Here is a 22,922-nt window from a genome sequence, read left to right on the forward strand (position 1 = left end):
TCTGATGAGCGGAGCCCAGCGCGGACAGCGTGGTGGCGAGCGCCGAGGTCGCGACGACCGTCGCAACCAGAGCGCCGACAAGACCGCCTACATCGAGAAGGTCGTCGCGATCAACCGAGTTGCCAAGGTCGTGAAGGGTGGTCGTCGCTTCAGCTTCACCGCCCTTGTGATCGTCGGTGACGGTGAAGGTCTGGTCGGCGTCGGCTACGGTAAGGCGAAGGAAGTTCCCGCGGCGATCGCCAAGGGTGTCGAGGAAGCGAAGAAGCACTTCTTCCGCGTTCCCCGCATCCAGGGCACGATCCCGCACCCGGTGCAGGGTGAGAAGGCCGCTGGTGTGGTCCTTCTTCGTCCGGCCGCCCCTGGTACCGGTGTCATCGCCGGTGGTCCGGTGCGCGCCGTCCTGGAGTGCGCCGGCATCCACGACGTGCTGAGCAAGTCGCTCGGTTCGTCCAACCAGATCAACATCGTCCACGCGACGGTGGAGGCCCTCAGGATGCTCGAGACGCCTGAGGCTGTCGCCGCCCGCCGTGGTCTCCCCGTTGAGGACGTCGCCCCCGACGCGCTGCTCAAGGCGCAGGCCGAGGCTACGGCTCCCGCCGTGGAGGTGTCGGCCTGATGGCGCAGCTGAAGGTCCAGCAGAAGAAGGGCCTCGTTGGTCTCAAGCAGAACCAGCGAGACACCCTGCGTACGCTCGGTCTCAAGCGGATCGGCGACGTGGTCGTCAAGGAGGACCGCCCGGAGATCCGCGGCATGGTCCAGACCGTCCGTCACCTGGTGACGGTCGAGGAGGTCGACTGATATGGCACTCAAGGTGCACAACCTGGCGCCGGCTCCCGGTGCCAAGAAGGCCAAGACCCGTGTGGGTCGTGGTGAGGCGTCCAAGGGTAAGACGGCCGGCCGTGGTACCAAGGGCACGAAGGCCCGTTACCAGGTCCCCGCTTACTTCGAGGGTGGCCAGACCCCGATGCACATGCGACTCCCCAAGCTGAAGGGTTTCAAGAACCCCTTCAAGGTGGAGTTCCAGGTCGTCAACCTCGACAAGCTCAACGAGCTTTTCCCCGAGGGTGGCGTCGTCACCCCCGAGACCCTGATCGAGAAGGGTGCCGTCCGCAAGGGCCACCCGGTCAAGGTCCTGGGCCAGGGTGACCTGACCGTCAAGGTCGAGATCAGCGCCAACGCCTTCTCCGGCACTGCCAAGGAGAAGATCGAGGCCGCTGGCGGAACTGTCACGGTTCTCTGACAGTTCTACTAACGTAGAGCCTGTCACGTGGGAGCGCGGCCGGGTCGCCCCTTCGGGGTCCCGACCGCGCTCCCGCTGTTTCAGCCCTACGTGCAAGAACTGCCGTGGGGGCTGTTAGGCTGCCACGGGTTTTCGCATCGGCGCAGGCCCTGCGACCCCTGATTGTCGAAAGAGGAACCATTCGTGCTTGGCGCGTTCGCATCAGCGTTCCGTACTCCGGACCTGCGCAAGAAGCTGCTCTTCGTTCTCTTCATCGTCGTGATCTTCAGGGCTGGGTCCCAGATCCCGGCTCCTGGCGTTCACGTCGCGAACGTCCAGCAGTGTCTTGACGCGGCTCAGACCGGTGACAGCGCCGGCCTCTACAACCTGGTCAATCTCTTCTCCGGTGGCGCACTGCTGCAGTTGACGATCTTCGCGCTCGGCATCATGCCGTACATCACCGCGAGCATCATCCTGCAGCTTCTCGTCGTGGTGATCCCTCGCCTCGAGCGCCTCAAGAAGGAGGGCCAGGCGGGGCAGACGAAGATCACGCAGTACACCCGTTACCTGACCCTCGGTCTCGCGGTCCTGCAGGCCACCGGCATCGTCGCGCTGGCCCGTTCCGGCGACCTGCTCCAGGGCTGCACCCAGCCGCTGCTGCACGACGACGGCACCGCCACCTTCCTGGTCATGGTCATCACCATGACCGCCGGCACCGCGGTCATCATGTGGCTCGGTGAGCTCATCACCGAGCGCGGCATCGGCAACGGTATGTCGATCCTCATCTTCACCCAGGTCGTCGCCACCTTCCCGGCCACCATGTGGGCGGTCAAGAACGACAAGGGCTGGTGGACGTTCGCGATCGTGATCGTCATCGGTCTGGCGATCATGGCGGCGGTCATCTTCATCGAGCAGGCCCAGCGCCGGATCCCGGTCCAGTACGCGCGCCGCATGGTCGGTCGCAAGATGTTCGGCGGCTCCTCGACCTACATCCCGCTCAAGGTGAACCAGGCCGGTGTCATCCCGGTCATCTTCGCCTCGTCGCTGCTCTACCTGCCGGCGATGGCGGCGCAGTTCAACCAGAACGCGCAGAACCCGCCGGTGTGGGTCGACTGGATCAACAACTACTTCGTCCGGGGCGACCACCCGATCTACATGGCGACGTACTTCGCGCTGATCATCTTCTTCACCTACTTCTACGTGTCGATCACCTTCAACCCGCCGGAGGTCGCCGACAACATGAAGAAGTACGGCGGCTTCATTCCAGGAATTCGGGCCGGGAAGCCGACCGAGGACTACCTGTCCTACGTTCTGTCCCGTATCACACTGCCGGGCTCGCTCTACCTCGGTCTGGTTGCGCTCATCCCGCTGATCGCGTTGGCGCTCATCGGCGCCAACCAGAACTTCCCGTTCGGCGGCACCTCGATCCTCATCATGGTCGGCGTCGCCCTCGACACGGTGAAGCAGATCGAGAGCCAGCTCCAGCAGCGCAACTATGAGGGGTTCCTCCGATGAGACTGATCATCATGGGCCCGCCGGGAGCCGGCAAGGGCACTCAGGCGAAGTTCATTGCCGAGCACTTCGGGATCCCGGCGATCTCGACCGGCGACATCTTCCGCGCCAACATGAGCGAGGGCACGCCCCTCGGCATCGAGGCGAAGTCCTACGTAGACAAGGGAGAGTACGTCCCGGACTCGGTCACGAACCTGATGGTGCGCGACCGCATCGACCAGGACGACGCCGCCGACGGGTTCCTTCTCGACGGCTACCCGCGCACGCTCGCGCAGGTGGAGGAGCTCGACGGGATGATCAAGTACACCGGTCACGCGCTCGACGCGGTGGTCGTGCTGACGGTCGACAAGGACGAGATCGTGCAGCGTCTGCTGCAGCGTGCCGAGCTCGAGGGTCGCGCCGACGACACCGCTGAGGTGATCCGTCGTCGCCAGGAGGTCTACCTCGAGGAGACCGCGCCGCTGATCGAGGTCTACAAGGGTCGCGGCCTGGTCCACGAGATCGACGGCTTGGGTGAGGTCGCGGACGTCACCAAGCGGATCTTCGACGAGCTCGACATCGTCCCTGAGTCCTGAGACAAACATCTTGTACGCAACGGGGGAGCAGTGGGCTTCTTGAGCAAGGTCCAGATCAAGACCCCTGAGCAGATCGAGAAGATGCGTAAGGCCGGCCTCGTGGTCGGCGAGACGCTCGAGGTGCTCCGGGCCGCCGCGCGGCCCGGAGTCACCCTTCTCGAGCTCGACGCCATCGCCGAGGACTCCATCCGGTCCCGGGGTGGCGTCCCGTCGTTCAAGGGCTACCACGGCTTCCCGGGCTCGATCTGTGCCTCGGTCGACGAGGTCGTGGTCCACGGCATCCCCGGCTCACGGGTGCTCGCCGAGGGCGACATCATCTCCATCGACTGCGGCGCCATCGTCGATGGCTGGCACGGCGACGCCGCGATCACGGTGCCCATGGGCTCGGTGCCTGAGAAGGTCTCCGAGCTGATGCGCGTCACCGAGGAGTCCATGTGGCACGGCATCGCCGCTGCCCGCCTCGGCGGACGCGTCACCGACATCTCGCACGCCATCGAGACCTACGTCGACTCCCAGGGCGACTACGGCATCCTCGAGGACTTCAGCGGTCACGGCATCGGCACCGAGATGCACATGGAGCCGTCGGTGTTCAACTACGGCAAGCCCGGCAAGGGGCCGAAGCTGCAGCGCGGCATCGCGCTCGCCGTCGAGCCGATGCTCACCCTCGGTGGCCCCGAGGTCACCACCCTGGAGGACGACTGGACCGTCGTGACCGACGACGGCTCCTGGGCGGCCCACTTCGAGCACACCTTCGCGCTCACCTCCGACGGCGCCTGGGTGCTCACCGCGCTCGACGGCGGCGAGGAGATGCTCGGCAAGCTCGGAGTGCCCTGGGGCGGTCACTGAGCCTCGCATGACCGAGATCGTGCGCTTCGCGGCAGTGGCCGAGATCGACGTCGATCTCGGGCTGCTCTCCACCGCGGAGCGGGCGCGTCACGAGCGGCTGGTCGCCGATGCCGACAAGCAGGCGTACGCCGCCGCGCACGTCCTCGTCCGCGAGTGCGCCGCTGATCTGCTGGGCACCGCGCGCGAGGAGATCGTGATCGAGCAGCGCTGCGCTCGCTGCGACAGCACCGAGCACGGAGCCCCGTCGGTGGCCGGTGCGGCAGCGGTCCGGGTGAGCCTCAGCCACACCCGTGGCCAGGTCGCCGCGGTTGCGGCCGGCCGACGCTGCGGCATCGACGTGGAGAAGGTCTCGCGCGGGCCCGACCGGGCGCTCTCGCCGCGTGAGGCGGCCTGGGTGGCGGGGCAGGAGGACGCTGCGTACGCATTCACCCGGTTGTGGGTGCGCAAGGAGGCGTTGGTCAAGGCGGGCCACGGAAGCATGGCTGCGGCGCAGCGCCTCGACGTCCTCGCCGGCGACGTCCCGGCGGGCCAGGTCGGGGAGGTCCGGCTCACCCAGTGGGAGGGCTCCGGATTCCTCGGCGCGGTCGCGATCTGTGCCGACATGTGGACCGAAAACTGATAGGAAACTGAACGATTCCCGCTCACCGACGCGTTTGACTAGCGGATATGCGACATCACCTATCAGTTGACAGAGAAAGGGACCTCGGCATCTCGCGTGAGGCCCCGACTGTGAGTAACTTGGTCAGCCCGCGGGGACAGAGAGAGCCCCGTACTCGGGAGGAAGAACCGGATGAGTACGCAGTTGCGACCACCCACGGCGGCGCGACCCAATCCATCAGCACGGACGCGGAGCGCGATCATCGACCGCCTCAGTCCTGAGGACATCGACATGTTCTGGGACCAGATCGCCACCTCGCTCCCGCTTGTCGAGGAGACGGGCGCCGGCGCCGCGGACCATGAGGTGATCGTCACCTTCTGCTGGCGCGATGACGAGGCCGAGGAGGTGCTTCTCTTCGCCAATCGGCTGACCGACGAGCGTCATCTCGCCGAGACGATGCTCGAGCGGAAGGCAGGCACCGACCTGTGGCACGCCTCGTTCCTGATGAAGGGCGACTGGCGGGCCTCGTACTCCTTCCTGTGCAAGCACCCCGGCGAGCCGGCCCCGTGGGAGAGCGAGGGTCAGGTCGAGCTGCGTGCCGTGCTGCACCGCGGCTACCTCGACCCGCTCAACCCCGACTGGTGCCACAACCGGCAGGGCGTCAAGCAGTCGGTCGTCTCCCTGCCCGATGCTCCGCTGCAGCCGTGGCTGTTCCGCCGCGACGACGTCGTCGCCGGCACGGTGACGCTGGAAGTGGGCCCCGACGGCCGCGACGTGTGGCTCTACGACCCCGCCGGCGCCGGTCTCAACGTCGACCTGCCGCTCGTGGTCGCCCTCGACGGTGAGATCTGGACCGACCACCACTCGCTGCCGACCACGCTCGACAACCTGATCGCCGACGGCCACCTCCGCCACGTACGCTGCGTCCTGCCCGCCTCCGGCGGCCGCGACAAGCGGTGGGAGGAGCTCGCCGGCGGCGAGGGTGCCGACTACATCGTCAACCAGCTGCTGCCGTGGGTGCGCGAGCGTCGCGCGGTCTCCGAGGAGACGTACGTCGTGGGCCAGAGCCTCGGCGGCGTCACCGCGCTGCGCGCCGGCCTGACCTATCCCGAGCACATCCACGGGGTCGCCAGCCAGTCGGCCTCGCTGTGGCTCGACGACCTCGCGGACGCTGTCACGGCGGAGGCGAAGACGCGTGTGCACCTGGCGCACGGCACCCAGGAGTGGGTCCTCGACGAGCTCCACCACGACCTCGTCGACCGTCTCCGTGCTGCTGGGATCGACGTCACGTCCGCCGAGCACAACGGTGGCCACGACTACGCCTGGTGGCGCTCGGCCATCGCCGACGGCCTGCGTGCGCTGCTGCCGCCGGAATAAGGGACGCCCCGGGGCGGGTTGAGACTTCACGTGAAGCTGAGCGTTCTCGACCTCGTCCCGGTCCGCAAGGACCAGTCCTCCGCAGATGCCCTGGCCGCGACGCTGTCGTTGGCGAAGGTGGCCGACGAGCTCGGGTACGAGCGTTACTGGCTCGCCGAGCACCACAACATGCCCGCGGTCGGGTCGACCAACCCGCCGGTGCTGATCTCACTCGTGGCAGGTGCGACCGAGCGGATCCGGGTCGGGTCCGGGGGAGTGATGCTGCCCAACCACGCTCCGCTGGTGGTGGCCGAGCAGTTCTCGCTGCTCGAGGCGGCGTTCCCGGGGCGGATCGACCTCGGCATCGGCCGCGCGCCGGGGACCGACCCGGTGACCTCCTGGGCACTGCGTCACGGCGCCGGTGGGGTGAGCGACGACGCGGTCAACCGCTTCCCGGAGTACCTCGACAACATCGTCGCGATGATGGCGCCTGAGGGCGTCGGGCTGATGGCCGGCGGCCGCCAGCACGTCCTGCACGCGACCCCGTCGGCCGCGTCGGTCGCCGAGCTCTGGCTGCTCGGCTCCTCCGACTACTCCGCGCGTCTGGCCGCCGAGAAGGGCCTGCCCTACGTCTTCGCCCACCACTTCGCGGGCAACGGCACCGACACCAAGGCGATGATCGAGCTCTACCGCTCGACCTTCCAGCCCTCCGAGCTCCTCAGCGAGCCGAAGACGTTCCTGACCGTCAACGCGAGCGTGGCCGAGACCTCCGAGGAGGCCGACCGCCGGGCGCTGCCCCAGCTGCTGACCATGCTGAAGCTGCGCACCGGCCAGCCACTGACCGCGCAGCCCAGCATCGACGAGGCCGAGAAGACGGAGATCCCCGAAGCCCACCAGGGGCTGGTCGACACCATGCGTGGCCGTTGGATCATCGGCTCCGCTGCGTACGCGAAGGCGCGCCTGGCCGGGATGGCCGAGGAGTACGGCGTGGACGAGGTCATGGTGAACCCGGTCGGATCGGCGTACGAGGGGACGGACCCGCGCACCGCGCCGGCCCGTGAGGAGACCCTGCGCCTGCTGGCCAGCTGAGTTGGGCGGCCGCGTAGGATCGGGCCACCTCGTCGGGAGGCGACGGCGCGCCTGAGCCACTTGGGACGAGGGACCTAGGACACTGTCTGCTTCTGGGTGCGTAACTCTGCGCTCGCGCACCGGTTGTGCCAGTCTGATCACCGCTCTGTTTCCTTCTCCACATTTGAAAGTGCCGCCTCATGACACGCTGGAGCCTGCGCTGGTTGAAGCGCCGGGGGCCCCAGACTGCGACGCTCGCTGAGCAGTCAGATCCGGGTCTTGCTCGCTCATTCCCTCCGACCGGGGGTCAGGCCGTGCCCTTTCCTCCGGTGCCACAGAACCCCGCCATGCCACAGATCTCCTCCACGCCACCACCCCTACAGGTGGAAGAGGACGAGGCCTGGCCCGAGATCATGGAGCAGTTCGGGCTCCACCTGATCAGCCTGGCCGAGCAGATGCGGATCTCGCTCGACGGCCTCGAGGCCGACGAGGACGACCCCGACCGTCTGAAGCAGCTCTATGAGGTCGACCACGCCGTCACCCGCATGCGGCGCGCGAGCCGCGACATGCGTACGCTCGCCGGCCGTGCCGAGGACGAGATGGGCGGCATCGACACCTCGCTGCTGGACATCATCCGGATGGCGCTGTCGGGCATCGAGCGCTACAACCAGGTCACGATCGGCCGGGTGAGCGACCTCGCCGTCATCGGCTACGCCGCCGACGATGTCTCCTGCCTGATCGCCGCACTGCTGGACAACGCGACCAAGTACTCCCCGGGTGCGGTGACGGTCAACGTCCACCTGGCCGACGCCGGCGACGTGCTGTTCCGCATCGAGGACACCGGCATCGGCATCCCGGAGCGGTCGGTGGGCCGCCTGAACGCGCTGCTCGCGGGCCCGATCGTGGAGCTGGTCAGCAAGTCCGGGAGCCACACCGGCTTCCCGGTGGTGCACCGGATCGCCCGCAAGTACGACATCGACGTACGCCTCGCCACCCGCCCCGCGCCCGGCAACGGGATGATCGCGATGGTGACGGTGCCGGCCCAGCTCCTGTGCGAGGTGCCGGTCACCCCGCTCGAGCCGGCCGAGCTGCCGAGGGCCTCGAGCGCGAGCAGCGTCGCGGTGCTGCCTCCCGCCCCGCGGCGGCGAGGACCTCAGTCCGTGCCGCCGCCGGCCGCCCAGCCCATGCGGCGGGAGACGCGACCGTCCTCGCTCGAGCCGTTGCGCCGGCCGACGCCGCCGGCCGCGCAACAGGTTGCGCCACAGACCGGGCAACAGCCCGTGGTGCAACAGCCTGTGCAGCAGCCGGCGGCCCAGTTCGCGCCGCCGCCCATCGAGCAGCCGTCGCCGGATATCTCCGCCGACACCATGAAGACGCCGCTCCCGCTTCCCGCTGAGACGGATGGGACGGATGAGACGAACGAGGCCTCCGTGCCCGCTGAGCAGAGTGGCCCAGTAGAGTCAGGCGCGCTCCCGCGCCGGGAGCCGGTCAGCCTGCGCAGCAAGCAGACCGTGCCCGAAGCAGCCGTTGGACCGCAGACCGAAGAGTCCTCGCCCGAGGATCAGTCGGCGGCCCGGCACTCCTTCGCCGACGATCTCGACGCGTTCTCCCTTGGTAGCTAAGACCCAGCAGTGAAAGGAACCCTTTCGTAATGGAAAGCCCGGTCGTCCCCCGCGACCCCAAGGAATTCAGCTGGCTGATCGACAACTTCGCCAGCTCCACCCCCGGTGTGACCCATGCGCTCATCGTCTCCTCCGACGGACTCCCGCTGATCGGTGCCGGCGGCATGTCCGCCAATGTCGCCGACCCGCTCGCCGCGATGACGGCCGGAGTGATCAGTCTCGGCAACAACATCGCGCGCGAGGTCGGCGAGCCCGGCTGTGACCAGGTGATGCTGAAGTTCCACACCGGACACTTCCTCTTCATGGGCATCGGTGACCTCGCGGGCTTCGCCGTCCTCGTCGGCGCCGGTGCCAACCTGGGCGTCGTCGCCCACAAGATGGCCCAGATGGTCGACGCCGTCGGCCACGTACTCACCCCCCAGATGCGCGACGAGCTGCGCCAGATGACGGTCAGCTCGATGGCAGGAGAGCGGGCGTGAGTCAGAACCCGTGGGTACGTCCTTACGTACTGACGGGAGGCCGCACCAAGACCAACCACCAGTTGTACGTGCACACGCTGGTCTCGGCGGCGCACTTCGACGCGCGCGCGGCCGCCAAGCTGACGCCCGAGTCGCGCCGGCTCTACGACCGCGTACGCCTCGGGCCACAGTCGGTCGCGGAGCTGTCCGCACACTGCGGGATCTCGCTCGGGGTGACGCGCGTGCTGCTCGAGGACCTTGCCTCGACCGAGCACCTGCAGATCAATGAGGGGGCTTACGACTCCCCGTTCGACCACCGTCTGTTGAAGAGAGTTATCGATGGCCTTTCCGAGCTCGGCTGACCGCCCGGCACTGACCGTCACCTCTGCAAAGCTCGTGATCGCGGGCGGGTTCGGCGTCGGGAAGTCGACCCTGGTCGCCTCGGTCTCAGAGATCCCGCCGGTCAACACCGAGGCGTGGATGACGCAGGCCGGTGAGTCGGTGGACCCGCTCTCGGACTCGAGCGCCAAGACGACCACCACGGTCGCGATGGACTTCGGCCGGGTCACCCTCGCCCCCGACCTGCTGCTCTACCTGTTCGGCACCCCGGGCCAGCCCCGGTTCTGGCCGATGTGGGACGACCTGTGCCGCGGTGCCAGCGGTGCCGTCGTGCTCGTCGACACCCGCCAGCTCGACGCGTCCTTCCCGGCGGTCAACTACTTCGAGAACGACACCGACGTCCCGTTCATCGTGGCGGTCAACCTGTTCGACGGGAAGCTGACCCACTCCCTGGAGAAGGTGCGCGACGCGCTCTGCCTCGACGAGCGGACGCCACTGGTGACCGTGGACGCCCGCGACCGCAGGTCGACGTCCAAGACGTTGGTCGCCTGCCTGTCGCACACGATGAAAACCACCCCCACACGCGCCTGAGCCCGGAGGCGTCCCAACTCCGAAGGAGTTTCATTGCGCAAGATCCTGATCGTCGGCGCCGGACAGGCGGGCATGCAGCTCGCTCTCAGCCTCCAGGCCGAGGGCTACGAGGTGACGGTCATGTCCGCGCGTACGCCCGATGAGCTGCGCGACGGCTGGCCGATGTCGACGCAGGTCATGTTCGACCCTGCGCTGCAGTACGAGCGCGTCTACGACCTCAACCTGTGGGAGGACGAGGCGCCCCGCATCCCCGCGGTCGGCATCTCGGTCAGCCCGGAGCCCGGGGTCCGCGCGCTCAAGTTCGACGGCCCCTGGGAGCCGTACGCCATGTCCATCGACCAGCGCCTGAAGATGTCCTCCTGGCTGGAGCTGTTCGAGGACCGGGGCGGCCGGATCATCTACCACCCGGTGATGACCTCCGACCTGGCCGGTCTGGCCTCGATGTACGAGCTGACCCTGATCGCGGCAGGCAAGGGCGAGATCGTCGAGCTGTTCGACCGCGACCCGGTCCGCTCCAAGTACGACACCCCCGGCCGCGCCCTCTCGGCGATCTACCTCCACGGCATGGTCGAGCCCGACGACTTCCCGGCCGGGAGCATGCGGATCAACGTCGCGCCCGGGGTGGGGGAGCTGTTCGTGATCAGCGCCCTGACCCAGTTCGGGCCGAGCCGGGTCGCGTTCGTCGAGGCGATCCCCGACGGTCCGTTCGACTGCTTCTGGGACCGCCCCCGCCCCGACGAGCACCTGCGCCGGCTGCAGCACGTGATGCTGGAGCACATGCCGTGGGAGGGCGAGCTGATGCTGGACTGCGAGCCCACCGACGCCCGCGCCTCGCTCTCGGGCGCCTTCACCGGCACGATCCGCAAGCCGTACGCCGAGGTCGCGGACGGCACCTTCGTCTTCGGCATGGGCGATGTCGTCGTGGTCAACGACCCGATCGCGGGGCAGGGCTCCAACAACGCCGCCCACTGTGCTGGGATCTACACCCAGGCGATCCTGGATCGCGGTGACCGGCCCTTCGACCCCGAATGGATGCAGGCGACCTTCGAGACCTTCTGGGAGACCCGTGCCCAGCACTCGACCGGCCTGACCGACGCGCTGCTCAACCCGCTTCCCGACCACGTGCAGCAGGTGCTCGGCGCGGCCACGCAGCACCAGGCCGTGGCGGACCGGTTCACCCGGCTGTTCCCGCACCCCGAGGACCTCGGACCGTTCCTCGGCGACCCGGAGGCGGCGCTCGCGTACGTAGCTGAGGCCGCTCAGGCGGACGCGGCCACCCGGGCTTGACGATTAGGGCATTGCTGTTCTAGGGGGCTAGGCTTGGTAGTCGGTCCAACGTGGGTCTGTCTCGTCGTGCCTCGCGGCTGCCCGGTCAGCGCGCTTCTGTGCGCTCGCGGGTGAGACATGCAGATGGCTTCACGAGGTCCACTCCGAGTTTTCGGAGAGGTTCCCGGACCGCCCGCGGGTCATCCGATCCGTGGTTTGAACGGTAGATGACCGACCAACAGATTGCAGAGGGCATGCCGAAGAAAGAAGGCGTGATCGAGATCGAGGGCACCGTAGTGGAGGCCCTCCCCAACGCCATGTTCCGTGTGGAGCTGAGCAACGGACACAAGGTTCTCGCCCACATCAGCGGCAAGATGCGACAGCACTACATCCGGATCCTTCCTGAGGACCGCGTGGTGGTGGAGCTGTCTCCCTACGACCTGACGCGCGGTCGGATCGTCTACCGGTACAAGTAACCAGCCGACGATCAAGAAAGGGCTGACATGAAGGTCAACCCGAGCGTGAAGAAGATCTGTGACAAGTGCAAGGTGATCCGTCGCCACGGCCGCGTCATGGTGATCTGCGAGAACCCGCGCCACAAGCAGCGCCAGGGCTGAGCCCAGCTCGCAGCAACAACTGAATACTTCATCGAGTCGCTAGGACCCTGTGCCAGATCTTTCTGGGTCCGAACTCACCTCCGGAGCAGAGGCCGGAGCCCGAGGGTGCCACCCCGGGACGCGACCCGACCGACACCTCTGACGCAACCAGAAGGATCACAATGGCACGCCTCCAAGGTGTTGACCTTCCGCGCGACAAGCGCGTGGAGATCGCTCTCACCTACATCTACGGCATCGGCCGTACCACCTCGCAGAAGCTCCTCGAGGCCACCGGCGTCAACCCGAACACCCGGGTGCACGCTCTGGCTGAGGACGAGCTGGTCAAGCTCCGTGACGAGATCGAAGCCCAGGGCATCCAGACCGAGGGTGACCTCCGTCGTGAGGTCCAGGCTGACATCCGTCGCAAGATCGAGATCGGCAGCTACCAGGGTCGCCGCCACCGTCAGGGCCTTCCGGTCCGCGGTCAGCGCACCAAGACCAACGCGCGCACCCGCAAGGGCCCGAAGCGCACCGTCGCCGGCAAGAAGAAGGCCAAGTGATCCGACGCCTGTACCGGATTTTTCCGGGCAGCGTTGATCCGGCTTTCGCCTCGATCTCACAGACCAGCCAACACAGGAGTTAATGCATGCCTCCGAAGACCCGACAGGGTGCGACGAAGGTTCGTCGCAAGGAGAAGAAGAACGTCGCTCAGGGCGAGGCCCACATCAAGAGCACGTTCAACAACACGATCGTCACGATCACCGACCCGACCGGTGCGGTGATCTCGTGGGCCTCGGCCGGCACCGTCGGCTTCAAGGGCTCGCGTAAGTCCACCCCGTTCGCCGCTCAGATGGCCGCCGAGGCCGCTGGCCGTCGCGCGATGGACCACGGCATGAAGAAGATCGACGTCTTCGTGAAGGGCCCGGGCTCGGGCCGCGAGACCGCGATCCGTTCCCTGGGTGCGATCGGCCTCGAGGTCGGCACCATCCAGGACGTCACGCCGGCCCCGCACAACGGTTGCCGTCCGCCCAAGCGCCGCCGCGTTTGATCCCCACCGAGACATAGAAGGAGACTGAAGAGTAATGGCCCGTTACACCGGACCCATGACCCGCAAGTCGCGCCGTCTCGGTGTCGACCTTGTCGGCAACGACGCGGCGTTCGAGAAGCGCCCCTACCCTCCCGGCCAGCACGGCCGCGGCCGCATCAAGGAGAGCGAGTACCTCCTCCAGCTTCGTGAGAAGCAGAAGGCTCGCTTCACCTACGGCGTGATGGAGAAGCAGTTCGCTTCCTACTACGCCGAGGCCCACCGTCGCGGTGGCAAGACCGGTGACAACCTGCTCCAGCTGCTCGAGGGCCGCCTGGACAACGTCGTCTACCGTGCCGGCTTCGCCCGCACCCGCCGCCAGGCCCGCCAGCTGGTCGTTCACGGCCACTTCCTGGTCAACGGCAAGAAGGTCAACGTGCCTTCGTTCCAGGTCTCGGCTCACGACGTCATCGACGTTCGCGAGAAGTCGCTGGAGATGACCCCGTTCATCGTGGCTCGCGAGACCCACGGCGAGCGCGTCGTCCCGGCCTGGCTCGAGGCTGTCCCGAACCGGATGCGCATCCTGGTTCACCAGCTCCCCGTCCGGGCTCAGATCGACGTCCCGGTCCAGGAGCAGCTGATCGTCGAGTACTACTCGAAGCTCTGATCAGACCCACGCAGTAACCACGGTGAGTCCCCGGCGTTCAAACTTCACAGAAGACGTACGCCGGGGCCTTGCCGCCCCCACAGCCTTCCGTCATCACCCCTTGAAGTTCGGGTCCGTCAAATAGCGGTCGGCCCGGAAAGGACAAATCAGTGCTTATCGCACAGCGCCCCACCCTGTCGGAAGAGTCCGTCGAGGAGTTCCGCTCCCGCTTCGTGATCGAGCCCCTCGAGCCGGGCTTCGGTTACACGCTGGGCAACTCTCTTCGCCGCACCCTGCTCTCCTCGATCCCCGGTGCTTCGGTCACCTCGATCAAGATCGACGGCGTCCTCCACGAGTTCTCGACCATCGAGGGCGTCAAGGAAGATGTCACCGAGATCATCCTCAACCTCAAGGGTCTGGTCGTCTCCTCGGAGCACGACGAGCCCGTCACCATGTACCTGCGCAAGTCCGGTGCCGGTGACGTCACCGCCGCCGACATCGCGCCGCCGGCCGGTGTCGAGGTGCACAACCCCGACCTGAAGATCGCGACGCTGTCCGACAAGGGCAAGATCGAGCTCGAACTCGTCGTCGAGCGTGGCCGTGGCTACGTCTCCGCCGTCCAGAACAAGGGCGCCGAGAACGAGATCGGCCGCATCCCGGTCGACTCGATCTACTCGCCGGTCCTCAAGGTCAGCTACAAGGTCGAGGCCACCCGTGTCGAGCAGCGCACGGACTTCGACAAGCTCGTCATCGACGTCGAGACCAAGCCGTCGATCGCTCCCCGCGACGCGATCGCCTCGGCCGGTAAGACCCTGGTCGAGCTCTTCGGCCTGGCCCGCGAGCTGAACGTCGACGCCGAGGGCATCGACATCGGCCCGTCGCCGGTCGACGAGCAGCTCGCCGCCGACCTCGCCCTCCCGGTCGAGGACCTGCAGCTGACCGTTCGTTCCTACAACTGCCTCAAGCGTGAGGGCATCCACACCGTGGGTGAGCTCATCTCGCGCTCGGAGCAGGACCTGCTCGACATCCGCAACTTCGGCGCCAAGTCGATCGACGAGGTCAAGCTGAAGCTGCACGAGATGGGCCTGTCCCTCAAGGACAGCGCTCCGGGCTTCGACCCGTCCGCCGCCCTCGCCGCCTACGGCGACGATGACGACGACGCGTTCGTCGAGGACGAGCAGTACTGAGTTTCCACCAAACCGCCCCGTGAGGGGCGTCTACCCCGGTACCTGATACGGCCGGAGAGAAGGAGCAGGCACGATGCCTACCCCGAAGAAGGGTGCCCGTTTCGGCGGTTCGCCCGCGCACCAGAAGCTGATCCTCTCGAACCTCGCCACCGCGCTGTTCGAGAACGGCCGCATCACCACCACCGAGGCCAAGGCTCGGCACCTCCGCCCCGTCGCGGAGAAGCTGATCACCAAGGCCAAGAAGGGTGACCTGCACAACCGTCGCGAGGTCCTCAAGACCATCCGCGACAAGTCCGTCGTGCACACCCTCTTCACCGAGATCGCCGAGCAGTTCGCGGAGCGTCCGGGTGGCTACACCCGGATCACCAAGATCGGTCCCCGCAAGGGCGACAACGCTCCGATGGCTGTGATCGAGCTCGTCAACGAGGCCTACGAGCCGAAGACCAAGGCTGCTCCGGCTGCCGCGGCTCCGGTCGAGGCCCCCGTCGAGGAGGCCCCGGTCGAGGAGACCGCCGCCGACGAGACCGAGGTCGTCGAGACCGAGGCTGCTGCCGAGGAGGCTCCCGCCGAGGAGACCACCACGGACGAGGCCAAGGCCTGATCTGGTTCTGAACTGTGGCCCGTCACCCGCGAGGGTGACGGGCCACTGTCATTTCCCGGCGACCTGCTCGGATCGGGCCAGCAGCCAACAGATGACTCCGCCGACCACCATGACCACGGTCGTCGCGACGGTCGAGAGGGCCGAGAGCAGTTGCGCGGCGGCGATGTTGTCGAGCGACATGGCCGGCGCCAGCGCGAGCGACAGCGGCAGCTGCACCACGATGAGCAGCACGTAGGTGATGGGCAGTCCGAACAGCCAACGGTGACCGGCCCAGGCAGCACACCCCCAGCCGGCCAGCACCAGCATGAGGAAGAGCGGTGCGAGAAAGCCGATGACGGCTGGGTTGTAGAAGTCCAGCAGGCGGATGAGGCCGTACCAGAACACCGTGCTCAACAGCCAGGAGAGCATCGGCAGCACGATGCCGAGGAGCCGGCCTGTCGGGGTGCGGGCGATGTACGCTGCGCCACCTGCCACGACGGCGTACAGCAGCGCGTTGAGCACGATGGTCACGATGTTGGAGATGGACATGCTGGCGATCGTGCCGCCGAGGAAGTACGTCAGGGCGAACCCGATCAGGGCGATCGCGATCTGCAGGATCAGCACCGCGACGATCACAGCGATGGTGGCGCCCATGGTCGATCGAGGGGCGGACCCGGTGGTGTGGGTCGGTGGCAGCGGCGTCGGGGGCGGCGGGGGAGGAGGCGGCGCGGCGTGGCTCATGGCAGGCAGCCTGCCTGACTCGGTGCGCGCCTGACCACCCCATTCAGAGACGGGGTTTCACCGGTGGGCCGTCAGAGGCTGGCGAGGAAGGTGACGCCGTCGATGCTGCCGGGCTCGGCGCCGGTGCGGGCGATGTCGTGGACCGCGCGCTGGATGGCCTCGTTGACCGGGGTCGGGACGCCGTGGAGGCGACCGAGCAGCACGATCTCGCCGGAGAGGTAGTCGATCTCGACGCCGGTCCCGCGGGTGAGGCTCTGCCAGGTCGAGCTGTTGTTGGCACGGCCGCGTCCGGTGATGTGGCCGGCTCGCCGCGTACGGTCCTGGTCGGCGGTCACGACGCTGATGCCGGCGGCAGCGAGGGCGGCCTCCGCCTCGGCCAGGCAGCGGGCGTAGATCTCCTCGTCGCTGGGGCCGGGGGCGATCGCGGCGTTGATGCCGTTGCCGAGGTTGTTGAGGAGCTTGCGGTGCTTCCAGGCCATGATGTCGGCGCGCGGCTCGCTCAGGAACCCCGCCTTGATCAGGTCGTTCGCGATCGCGGTGGCGGTCTCGTCGACGCCGGTGGGGTAGCGGCCGATGTCGAGGATGCCGGGCTTGTCGCCGGAGTCCTGGACGACCGCGCCCGGGGTCAGGAAGGTGGCCGGGAGGATGACATGGATGGCGTACGTCCGGGCGAAGCGCCGCAGGATCCGCGGCTCGTTCGCGACGCCGTTCTGCATCGCTACGATCGGCGTGTCCGGCGGAGCGTATGCGGCCAGGTCCTCGAGCGCGGCCTCGGTCTGCTGGCCCTTGACGCTGAGGAGGACGACGGTGTCCTCGGTCCAGGCGACCTGGCTCGCGTCCTCGACGGCGGGTACGTCCAGGGTGAGCACGCCGTCGGGGCTGTCGAGGGTGAGGCCGTGCTCGCGGATCACCCGGAGGTGCTCGCCGCGGGCCACGAGAGTGACGTCGACACCTGCACGGTGCAGCAGCCCGCCGGTTACCCCACCGACAGCCCCGGCACCGAAGATCACATAGCGCATGCGCCGAGTCTGGCAAACGACGTGGTCGCTGCGAGAATGGGCCCGTGCGAATCAGGATCGACCTCGCCTACGACGGCACCATGTTCCACGGCTGGGCGACCCAGCCGGGGCTGCGTACGGTCCAGGGAGAGCTCCAGAACGCGCTGGCGACCGCGCTGCGGGTGCCTGCGACGGGGGAGCGGTCTCAGGTGTGGGTGACGGTCGCCGGGCGTACCGACTCGGGTGTGCACGCCCGCGGACAGGTCGCCCACTTCGACATCGACGCTGACGTGCTCGAGTCCTCGCGGGGACGGTCGGAACAGTCGCCGCTCGACTCGCTGGTGCGCCGTTTGAACGGGATCCTCCCCGCCGACCTGCGCGTTCGTGCCGCCGTCGAGGCGCCGGTGGGCTTCAACGCCCGGTTCTCGGCTTTGTGGCGACGCTACGTCTACCGGATCGTGGACGACCCGGCGTACGTCGACCCGCTGCAGCGCGGGCACGTGCTCTACCGGACACGGCCGCTCGACCTGTCGCTGATGAACGTCGCCTCCGCCGACCTCGTCGGGCTCAACGACTTCGCCTCCTTCTGCAAGCCGCGCGAGGGCGCGACCACGATCCGCGATCTGCGCCAGCTCAGCTGGGAGCGGCGCCCCGACGGGATCATCGAGGCGACCGTCCTCGCCGACGCCTTCTGCCACTCCATGGTGCGCTCGCTGGTCGGGTGCCTGATGGTGATCGGGGAAGGCCGCAAGGACGTCAGCTGGGCCAAGGAGTCGCTGGCCTCGCGCTCGCGGTCCTCGTCGATCCCGATCGCGCCGGCCAACGGTCTGACCCTCGAAGAGGTCGCCTACCCGCCCGACGAGCTGCTGGCGGCCCAGCACGAACGCACCATGAATCGCAGAGAGGCGAGCGAGCTTGACCGGGACCGATGACGAGCACTACTTCTCCGCCGACCCGTCGGTGCCCTTCGAGCGGATCCCCGTCTCGACGACCGTGTGGGACATGGACCTGTCGTTGGTCTCCGGGTCGGGCGTCTTCGCCAAGGGGCGGCTCGACATCGGCACCTCTGTGCTGTTCAAGGAGACCGAGCCGCCCTCGCTGAAGCCCGGCGCGCGGCTCCTGGACCTCGGCTGCGGCTACGGCATGATCGGGCTCGCGCTGGGTCTCGCGGTGCCGGAGGCGTACGTCACCGGGGTCGACGTCAACGAGCGTGCGGTCCTGCTGGCCAACGAGAACGCGGCGAAGCTGGGTCTGGGCGATCGTTATCGCGCCGCAGTGCCCGCCGAGATCGACCCGGAGACGACGTACGACGAGATCTGGAGCAATCCGCCGATCCGGATCGGCAAGCCGGCCCTCCACGAGCTGCTCCTCACCTGGCTCCCGCGCCTCGCTCCTGACGGCCGAGCGGTCATGGTCGTCGGCAAGAACCTCGGCGGCGACTCGCTGCAGCGCTGGATCACCGACCAGGGCTACCCCACCACCCGTATCGGCAGCGCCAAGGGCTTCCGCGTCCTCGAGACCCGCCGCGCCTGAACGGTCCAGATGCCGGTTTCCGCCGTCTCGCGCGTCTCGCGGCCGGTCGCGTCGGGTGCGCTGCCAGACTCCGTCCATGACCAGTCCCGCGATGACTACCCCTGCGCTGACGAACCTCCAGCGCCTGGCCCGCTCCTACAAGGCCTGGGGCGTCGCCGCGCTGTTGAGCCTGGTGACGGTGCTGCCTGTCTACCTTGCCGTCACGAGCTCCGGGATCGAGCTGTCGCGGCTGATGAGCGTGCCGGTGATGGTCGTCGTGGGGCTGATCGGGCCGGTGGTCGGGGCGTACCTGAGCATGCGCTCCGGGCTCGGTCGGTTCTGCACCGGGGCCGCGTTCGTGATCATCGCGACCCCGATGACGAGCCTGCCGCTGCTGGCGATCCCGGCGTACGTCCTGGCGCCCTGGATCGCCGTGGCGATCAGTGAGGAGCCCGCGCCTCAGCGCTGACTTCGGGTCAGCCCAATTGAGTATCCGTGCGGATGTACCTGCCGCATTGTTCGGCCAGGCTCGATAGGTGAGCAGACCGGACCCCACCTGGTATGGCAACGTCATCCGTTCGTACGTCGCGTGGCTGGTCGCCGGGGCGTTGGCCCTAGCGGCAGCGTGGCCTCTGTGGCACTACTCGCAGAACCACTCGGGATCATTCGCCTTCGGTGCCTTCGGATGGTCGATCCTCGTGCTCGTCGCCGTTGGCGTCGTGGCGGGTGTGTCGTTGACTCGTGCCGTCGCGCTGCCGTGCGCGAGCGGCCTGGTCACGTTGGGCGTCCTGGGGCTGGCGTACGTGGCTGTGCTGGTCGATGTGCATCTGGCGTGGGCCCTGCTCGTCCTTGCGCCCGTCGCCGGCGCAGCGGTGGCCGCGATCCCCGCGGCATCGCGCGCCACTTGTGAGTGGATCTGCGTGGGGATCTACGCGGGTGTGCTGATGTGGGTCATGGTCGGCCTCACCTGAGGCCAGGCCGCCTGATCAGGCGGGGACGGGGTCCTTGGCCAGGCGGACGGGGAGGCGGTCGAGGTTGTAGACGACCGAGAGGTCGCGCCAGCCGAGGTCGCCGGGGTCGTCGGTGGCCATGGCCAGGTCGGGGAAGCGGCGGGCTAGGCCGGCGAGGGCGGCGCGGAGCTCCCCCGCCGAGATCGCCATGGACCTGGAACCCCGGAGCCCCCGACGAACTTGCTCGGGCCAACTGTTGGGCGTGCCCTGGGTAGTCGGGATCAATCGGTCGGTTACTCGCAGGTAGACCGACCGTTTGGTCCCCGACTATCGGCTGCCGGGGGAACTGAGTACTTGTGCTCATGCGCGGATTCACGCCGGTCGGCCACGCTCTGCGCATGAGCAGATCAGACCCCACCTGGTATGGCGCCATCCTCCTTTCGTACGCAGCCTGGATTGTCGCGGTGGCTCTGGCCGTGGCTGCGTGGCCAATGTGGCGATGGGTGTTGAACCTCGAGGGCTGGGGCGACCCGTTCGACAGGTTTGGGTGGGTGATCGTCGCCTTTGTGACGGTCGTGGCTGGCGGCGGTCTCGTGCTGACGAGATTGTTCGGGCTGCCCGGGCTGAGCGGATTGGTGACGCTGGGATGCCTTGCTCTCTCGTACCCGGCTGCTGCCATCGACCCGACCCTCACCGTGATTCTTCTGGCCTTCGCACCAGGGGCCGGTGCCGCCGTCGCCGGGACGCCTGAGGGACAAGATCCGGACAGCTGATGGATCCGGGCGGTGGGCCTCAGGCGGGGACGGGGTCCTTGGCGAGCCGGACGGGGAGGCGGTCGAGGCTGTAGACGACGGAGAGGTCGCGCCAGCCGAGGTCGCCGGGGTCGTCGGTGGCCATGGCCAGGTCGGGGAAGCGGCGGGCCAGGCCGGTGAGGGCGGCGCGGAGCTCCATGCGGGCCAGCTCGGCGCCGACGCAGCGGTGCATGCCGTGGCCGAAGGCGAAGTGCATGGTGTCGGCGTTGCGGAGGTCGAACTGCTCGGGCTTCGGCACCACCGCGGGGTCGCGGTTGGCGCCGGTGAGGCTGACCAGGACGACGGCGCCCTTCTTGATCGGTACGCCGAAGAGGTCGTGGTCCTCGCGGGCGAACCGCGGGAACGCGAGCTGCACGGGGCACAGGTAGCGGAGCAGCTCCTCGACGACCTTGTCGACCTCGGCCCTGTCGCCGGAGCGGAGGATCTCGTACGCCTCGGGGTTCTGCATCAGGACGTAGGCGCCCATGGAGAGCATCGAGGCGGAGGTCTCGTAGCCGCCGAGGAAGACGCCGTCGGCGAGACCGCCGAGCTCGACGTCGTCGTACTCCGAGCCCTTGTTGCGGATGATCTCGCCGATCATGCCGTCACCGGGGTTGGCGCGCTGCTGGCGGACCTGCTCGATGAGGAACGTCCTGGTCTCGGTGGCGGCGCCGAATGCGCCCGCACCGCCCTCGGACAGGTCGAAGCGGGCCATGCCGAGCTTGTGGAACTCGTCGCGTACGTCCTCGGGCATGCCCAGCAGCTCACAGATCACCCGGAACGGGATCTCGAAGCCGAAGTGGTGGACCAGGTCGACCTCGGGGCCGTGGGCCTCCATGCCGTCGAGGGCGTCGGTGACGATCCGGTCGATCATCTCGTTGAGGCGGCCGAGGCGGCGCATGGTGAACTCGGGGGTCAGCAGCCCGCGGAGCTTGGTGTGGTCGGGCGGGTCGGTCATGCCGAGGCCACCGATGCCCTCGGCGTCGGTGCGCTTGCGGGTGCCGAGCAGGTGGCGCATGTCGTTGGAGTAGGCGTTCTTGTCGGCCAGGACGTGCTTGGACTCGGCGTGCCCGGTGACCAGCACGATGTCGAGGCCGAGCACCGAGCCCAGCTTGGTGACCGGCGCCTGCTCGCGGCTCTCGGCCAGCAGCGGCACCGGGTCGACGCCATCACGGCGCAGCGGGAAGGTCAGGTGCTCGGGGATCTTGCGCAGCGTGGTGATGTCGGGGATCGGCGACTCCTTGCCCCGCATCGCGAACTGCAGGGCAAGCTTGCGGACACGCTCGGTCAGCGGTCGCGTCATCGCCCGTAGAAAGGAGGGCACCTGGGCAGCAATCTGCATGCGGCCAGTCTGGACCATCGTCAAACCAGGGTCATCAGGAATACCCCTGGTTTGACGATGTGTCTTGGATCACCTCTCGGGATCGCCCCGGGATCATCCGTGGAGAACGGTCCTGAACAGCGCACACGTCTCCTCGATCGCCAGCTGTGCCGCCTGGGAGTGATGGCCCATCGCGAAGAAGCCGTGGATGAGGCCGTCGCAGTGGTGGTAGGTCATCGGGACCCCCGAGCTCTCCAGCGCCTTGGCGTACGCGATGCCCTCGTCGCGCAGCGGGTCGAACTCCGCGGTCACCACGACCGCCGGTGCCAGGCCCTCCAGGTTGCCCTTGATCGGGCTCAGCCGCGGGTCGGCGCGATCGGCGTCGCCCACGTAGTGGTCGGAGAACCACTTCATCGTCGGCAGCTCGAGGAAGTAGCCGTGGCCGTTCTCTGCGTAGGACGGGTAGCCGCTCGTCATGTCGGTCCCCGGGTAGATCAGCAGCTGGCCGGCGAGCTCGCGTCCCTCGTCGCGGAAGGCCTGGGCGACCACGGCCGACAGGTTGCCGCCGGCGCTGTCGCCGGCTACTGCGACCCGGCCGTCACCGCCGAGCGTCGCGGCGTTGTCGCTGACGCAGCGGGCGGCGGCCACCGCGTCGTGGTAGGCGGCGGGGAAAGGGTGCTCGGGAGCGAGCCGGTAGTCGACCGCGACGACCACGGCGTCGCAGATGGTGGCGAGGTTGCGGGCCTGGTCCTCGTGGGTGTCGAGGTCGCCGACCACCCAGCCGCCGCCGTGGAACATCACGATCGTGGGCAGCGGCCCCTGCGTCGTGGGCCGGTAGATGCGTACGTCCAGGTCGCCGGCCGGTCCTGGGATCACCGAGCTCTCCACCGATCCGACTGGTGGAAGTGGGATGCCCTCGCCCAACGCACGGTAGAGCGCTCGTGCCGTCGGCGGGTCGAAGGACTCCAGGGGCTGGCCCTTCGCGAAGAGGGTGAGCAGGTCAGCGATCTGGCTGTCGAGCGGAGGCATGGCGACAGTCATATCGCTAATAGCCAAAATGTGTCGAGCGTCACGTTCTACTGATGGGACCGCTTCGCGAATCCGAATGCGGAATAACCATTCGACA

The 22,922-nt window shown here is 67.8% G+C and carries 32 protein-coding genes; 27 read left to right on the forward strand and 5 right to left on the reverse strand.

Annotated features, from left to right (window positions below):
- Nucleotides 1–4 precede the first annotated feature (4 nt).
- The 21 genes from rpsE to rplQ all read left to right on the forward strand — a co-directional run bounded on the left by rpsE (nt 5) and on the right by rplQ (nt 15,504).
- Nucleotides 5–616, forward strand: a complete 612-nt coding sequence (gene rpsE / locus OH802_RS09140; RefSeq protein ID WP_160027014.1) for a 30S ribosomal protein S5 — start codon at nt 5–7, stop codon at nt 614–616.
- The gene (rpmD, locus tag OH802_RS09145) at nt 616–798 is read left to right on the forward strand and encodes a 50S ribosomal protein L30 (protein ID WP_008361029.1); all 183 of its coding nucleotides are present in this window, start codon (nt 616–618) and stop codon (nt 796–798) included. Before rpsE ends, rpmD begins: the two co-directional genes overlap by 1 nt.
- Before the next feature lies 1 nt (nt 799).
- Complete coding sequence (gene rplO / locus OH802_RS09150; RefSeq protein ID WP_091052397.1) at nt 800–1,240, forward strand: 50S ribosomal protein L15; 441 nt, start codon at nt 800–802, stop codon at nt 1,238–1,240.
- A 183-nt stretch (nt 1,241–1,423) separates the two neighbouring features.
- Entirely contained in the window at nt 1,424–2,734 is a 1,311-nt protein-coding gene (gene secY / locus OH802_RS09155) for a preprotein translocase subunit SecY (RefSeq protein ID WP_406027149.1), read from the forward strand.
- On the forward strand, nt 2,731–3,306 hold the full coding sequence (locus OH802_RS09160) for an adenylate kinase (RefSeq protein WP_406027151.1): 576 nt from the start codon (nt 2,731–2,733) through the stop codon (nt 3,304–3,306). Before secY ends, OH802_RS09160 begins: the two co-directional genes overlap by 4 nt.
- Nucleotides 3,307–3,387: 81 nt before the next feature.
- Nucleotides 3,388–4,152: a type I methionyl aminopeptidase gene (gene map / locus OH802_RS09165; protein ID WP_406029265.1), complete on the forward strand. Its 765-nt coding sequence runs from the start codon at nt 3,388–3,390 to the stop codon at nt 4,150–4,152.
- 7 nt (nt 4,153–4,159) lie between these two features.
- A complete protein-coding gene (locus tag OH802_RS09170; protein ID WP_406027153.1) occupies nt 4,160–4,771 on the forward strand; it encodes a 4'-phosphopantetheinyl transferase family protein in 612 nt (203 codons plus the stop codon).
- A gap of 171 nt (nt 4,772–4,942) precedes the next feature.
- The gene (locus OH802_RS09175) at nt 4,943–6,127 is read left to right on the forward strand and encodes an enterochelin esterase domain-containing protein (protein ID WP_406027155.1); all 1,185 of its coding nucleotides are present in this window, start codon (nt 4,943–4,945) and stop codon (nt 6,125–6,127) included.
- Nucleotides 6,128–6,157: 30 nt separating this feature from the next.
- Nucleotides 6,158–7,195: an LLM class flavin-dependent oxidoreductase gene (locus tag OH802_RS09180; protein ID WP_406027157.1), complete on the forward strand. Its 1,038-nt coding sequence runs from the start codon at nt 6,158–6,160 to the stop codon at nt 7,193–7,195.
- Between the two features lie 326 nt (nt 7,196–7,521).
- The gene (locus OH802_RS09185; protein WP_406027159.1) at nt 7,522–8,796 is read left to right on the forward strand and encodes an ATP-binding protein; all 1,275 of its coding nucleotides are present in this window, start codon (nt 7,522–7,524) and stop codon (nt 8,794–8,796) included.
- 29 nt (nt 8,797–8,825) lie between these two features.
- A complete protein-coding gene (locus tag OH802_RS09190) occupies nt 8,826–9,275 on the forward strand; it encodes a roadblock/LC7 domain-containing protein (protein ID WP_091052410.1) in 450 nt (149 codons plus the stop codon).
- Entirely contained in the window at nt 9,272–9,616 is a 345-nt protein-coding gene (locus OH802_RS09195) for a DUF742 domain-containing protein (RefSeq protein WP_406027162.1), read from the forward strand. The genes OH802_RS09190 and OH802_RS09195 overlap by 4 nt, the downstream gene beginning before the upstream one ends.
- A gap of 34 nt (nt 9,617–9,650) precedes the next feature.
- Nucleotides 9,651–10,184: a GTP-binding protein gene (locus tag OH802_RS09200; protein WP_406029267.1), complete on the forward strand. Its 534-nt coding sequence runs from the start codon at nt 9,651–9,653 to the stop codon at nt 10,182–10,184.
- A 33-nt stretch (nt 10,185–10,217) separates the two neighbouring features.
- Nucleotides 10,218–11,471 (forward strand): styrene monooxygenase/indole monooxygenase family protein, encoded by a 1,254-nt coding sequence (locus OH802_RS09205; RefSeq protein WP_406027164.1) that lies wholly within the window; start codon nt 10,218–10,220, stop codon nt 11,469–11,471.
- Between the two features lie 233 nt (nt 11,472–11,704).
- On the forward strand, nt 11,705–11,926 hold the full coding sequence (gene infA / locus OH802_RS09210; RefSeq protein ID WP_011757309.1) for a translation initiation factor IF-1: 222 nt from the start codon (nt 11,705–11,707) through the stop codon (nt 11,924–11,926).
- Nucleotides 11,927–11,953: 27 nt separating this feature from the next.
- Nucleotides 11,954–12,067: a 50S ribosomal protein L36 gene (gene rpmJ / locus OH802_RS09215; RefSeq protein WP_008361054.1), complete on the forward strand. Its 114-nt coding sequence runs from the start codon at nt 11,954–11,956 to the stop codon at nt 12,065–12,067.
- 161 nt (nt 12,068–12,228) lie between these two features.
- Nucleotides 12,229–12,606, forward strand: coding sequence for a 30S ribosomal protein S13 (rpsM, locus tag OH802_RS09220; RefSeq protein WP_008361056.1), 378 nt, complete (start codon nt 12,229–12,231; stop codon nt 12,604–12,606).
- An 86-nt stretch (nt 12,607–12,692) separates the two neighbouring features.
- Entirely contained in the window at nt 12,693–13,094 is a 402-nt protein-coding gene (gene rpsK, locus OH802_RS09225; protein WP_091052417.1) for a 30S ribosomal protein S11, read from the forward strand.
- A 34-nt stretch (nt 13,095–13,128) separates the two neighbouring features.
- On the forward strand, nt 13,129–13,737 hold the full coding sequence (gene rpsD / locus OH802_RS09230) for a 30S ribosomal protein S4 (RefSeq protein ID WP_355224272.1): 609 nt from the start codon (nt 13,129–13,131) through the stop codon (nt 13,735–13,737).
- Between the two features lie 149 nt (nt 13,738–13,886).
- Entirely contained in the window at nt 13,887–14,903 is a 1,017-nt protein-coding gene (locus tag OH802_RS09235; protein ID WP_008361061.1) for a DNA-directed RNA polymerase subunit alpha, read from the forward strand.
- A 73-nt stretch (nt 14,904–14,976) separates the two neighbouring features.
- Nucleotides 14,977–15,504: a 50S ribosomal protein L17 gene (gene rplQ / locus OH802_RS09240; protein WP_357354735.1), complete on the forward strand. Its 528-nt coding sequence runs from the start codon at nt 14,977–14,979 to the stop codon at nt 15,502–15,504.
- A 48-nt stretch (nt 15,505–15,552) separates the two neighbouring features.
- On the opposite strand, the gene OH802_RS09245 is transcribed toward rplQ, so the two are convergent.
- A complete protein-coding gene (locus tag OH802_RS09245; protein ID WP_406027170.1) occupies nt 15,553–16,137 on the reverse strand; it encodes a hypothetical protein in 585 nt (194 codons plus the stop codon).
- On the opposite strand from OH802_RS09245, the gene OH802_RS09250 reads away from it, so the two are divergent.
- Entirely contained in the window at nt 16,136–16,258 is a 123-nt protein-coding gene (locus tag OH802_RS09250; RefSeq protein ID WP_406027172.1) for a hypothetical protein, read from the forward strand. The two genes, OH802_RS09245 and OH802_RS09250, sit on opposite strands and share 2 nt — an antisense overlap.
- A gap of 37 nt (nt 16,259–16,295) precedes the next feature.
- Here the strand turns inward: OH802_RS09250 and OH802_RS09255 are convergent, their stop codons facing one another.
- Nucleotides 16,296–17,243 carry a ketopantoate reductase family protein gene (locus OH802_RS09255; RefSeq protein WP_406027174.1) on the reverse strand — a complete coding sequence of 316 codons (948 nt, stop codon included), beginning with the start codon at nt 17,241–17,243 and terminating at the stop codon, nt 16,296–16,298.
- Between the two features lie 44 nt (nt 17,244–17,287).
- Here OH802_RS09255 and truA point away from each other — a divergent pair, with 44 nt between their 5' ends.
- The 4 genes from truA (at nt 17,288) to OH802_RS09275 (ending at nt 19,705) form a co-directional block, all read left to right on the forward strand.
- Entirely contained in the window at nt 17,288–18,154 is an 867-nt protein-coding gene (truA, locus tag OH802_RS09260) for a tRNA pseudouridine(38-40) synthase TruA (RefSeq protein WP_406027176.1), read from the forward strand.
- Complete coding sequence (locus tag OH802_RS09265) at nt 18,138–18,755, forward strand: class I SAM-dependent methyltransferase (protein WP_406027178.1); 618 nt, start codon at nt 18,138–18,140, stop codon at nt 18,753–18,755. Before truA ends, OH802_RS09265 begins: the two co-directional genes overlap by 17 nt.
- 76 nt (nt 18,756–18,831) lie before the next feature.
- Nucleotides 18,832–19,203, forward strand: coding sequence for a hypothetical protein (locus OH802_RS09270; RefSeq protein ID WP_406027180.1), 372 nt, complete (start codon nt 18,832–18,834; stop codon nt 19,201–19,203).
- A gap of 67 nt (nt 19,204–19,270) precedes the next feature.
- A complete protein-coding gene (locus OH802_RS09275; RefSeq protein WP_406027182.1) occupies nt 19,271–19,705 on the forward strand; it encodes a hypothetical protein in 435 nt (144 codons plus the stop codon).
- Between the two features lie 15 nt (nt 19,706–19,720).
- Here OH802_RS09275 and OH802_RS09280 read toward each other — a convergent pair whose 3' ends face one another.
- Complete coding sequence (locus OH802_RS09280; RefSeq protein WP_406027184.1) at nt 19,721–19,894, reverse strand: hypothetical protein; 174 nt, start codon at nt 19,892–19,894, stop codon at nt 19,721–19,723.
- Nucleotides 19,895–20,082: 188 nt separating this feature from the next.
- Between OH802_RS09280 and OH802_RS09285 the strand changes: the two genes are divergently transcribed.
- The gene (locus OH802_RS09285; RefSeq protein ID WP_350660611.1) at nt 20,083–20,457 is read left to right on the forward strand and encodes a hypothetical protein; all 375 of its coding nucleotides are present in this window, start codon (nt 20,083–20,085) and stop codon (nt 20,455–20,457) included.
- Nucleotides 20,458–20,476: 19 nt separating this feature from the next.
- On the opposite strand, the gene OH802_RS09290 is transcribed toward OH802_RS09285, so the two are convergent.
- Complete coding sequence (locus OH802_RS09290) at nt 20,477–21,817, reverse strand: cytochrome P450 (RefSeq protein ID WP_406027186.1); 1,341 nt, start codon at nt 21,815–21,817, stop codon at nt 20,477–20,479.
- 93 nt (nt 21,818–21,910) lie between these two features.
- Complete coding sequence (locus OH802_RS09295; protein ID WP_406027188.1) at nt 21,911–22,825, reverse strand: alpha/beta hydrolase; 915 nt, start codon at nt 22,823–22,825, stop codon at nt 21,911–21,913.
- Between the last annotated feature and the right edge of the window lie 97 nt (nt 22,826–22,922).

The organism is Nocardioides sp. NBC_00850, from assembly GCF_045207335.1.
In the GTDB taxonomy this organism is placed as follows: domain Bacteria; phylum Actinomycetota; class Actinomycetes; order Propionibacteriales; family Nocardioidaceae; genus Nocardioides.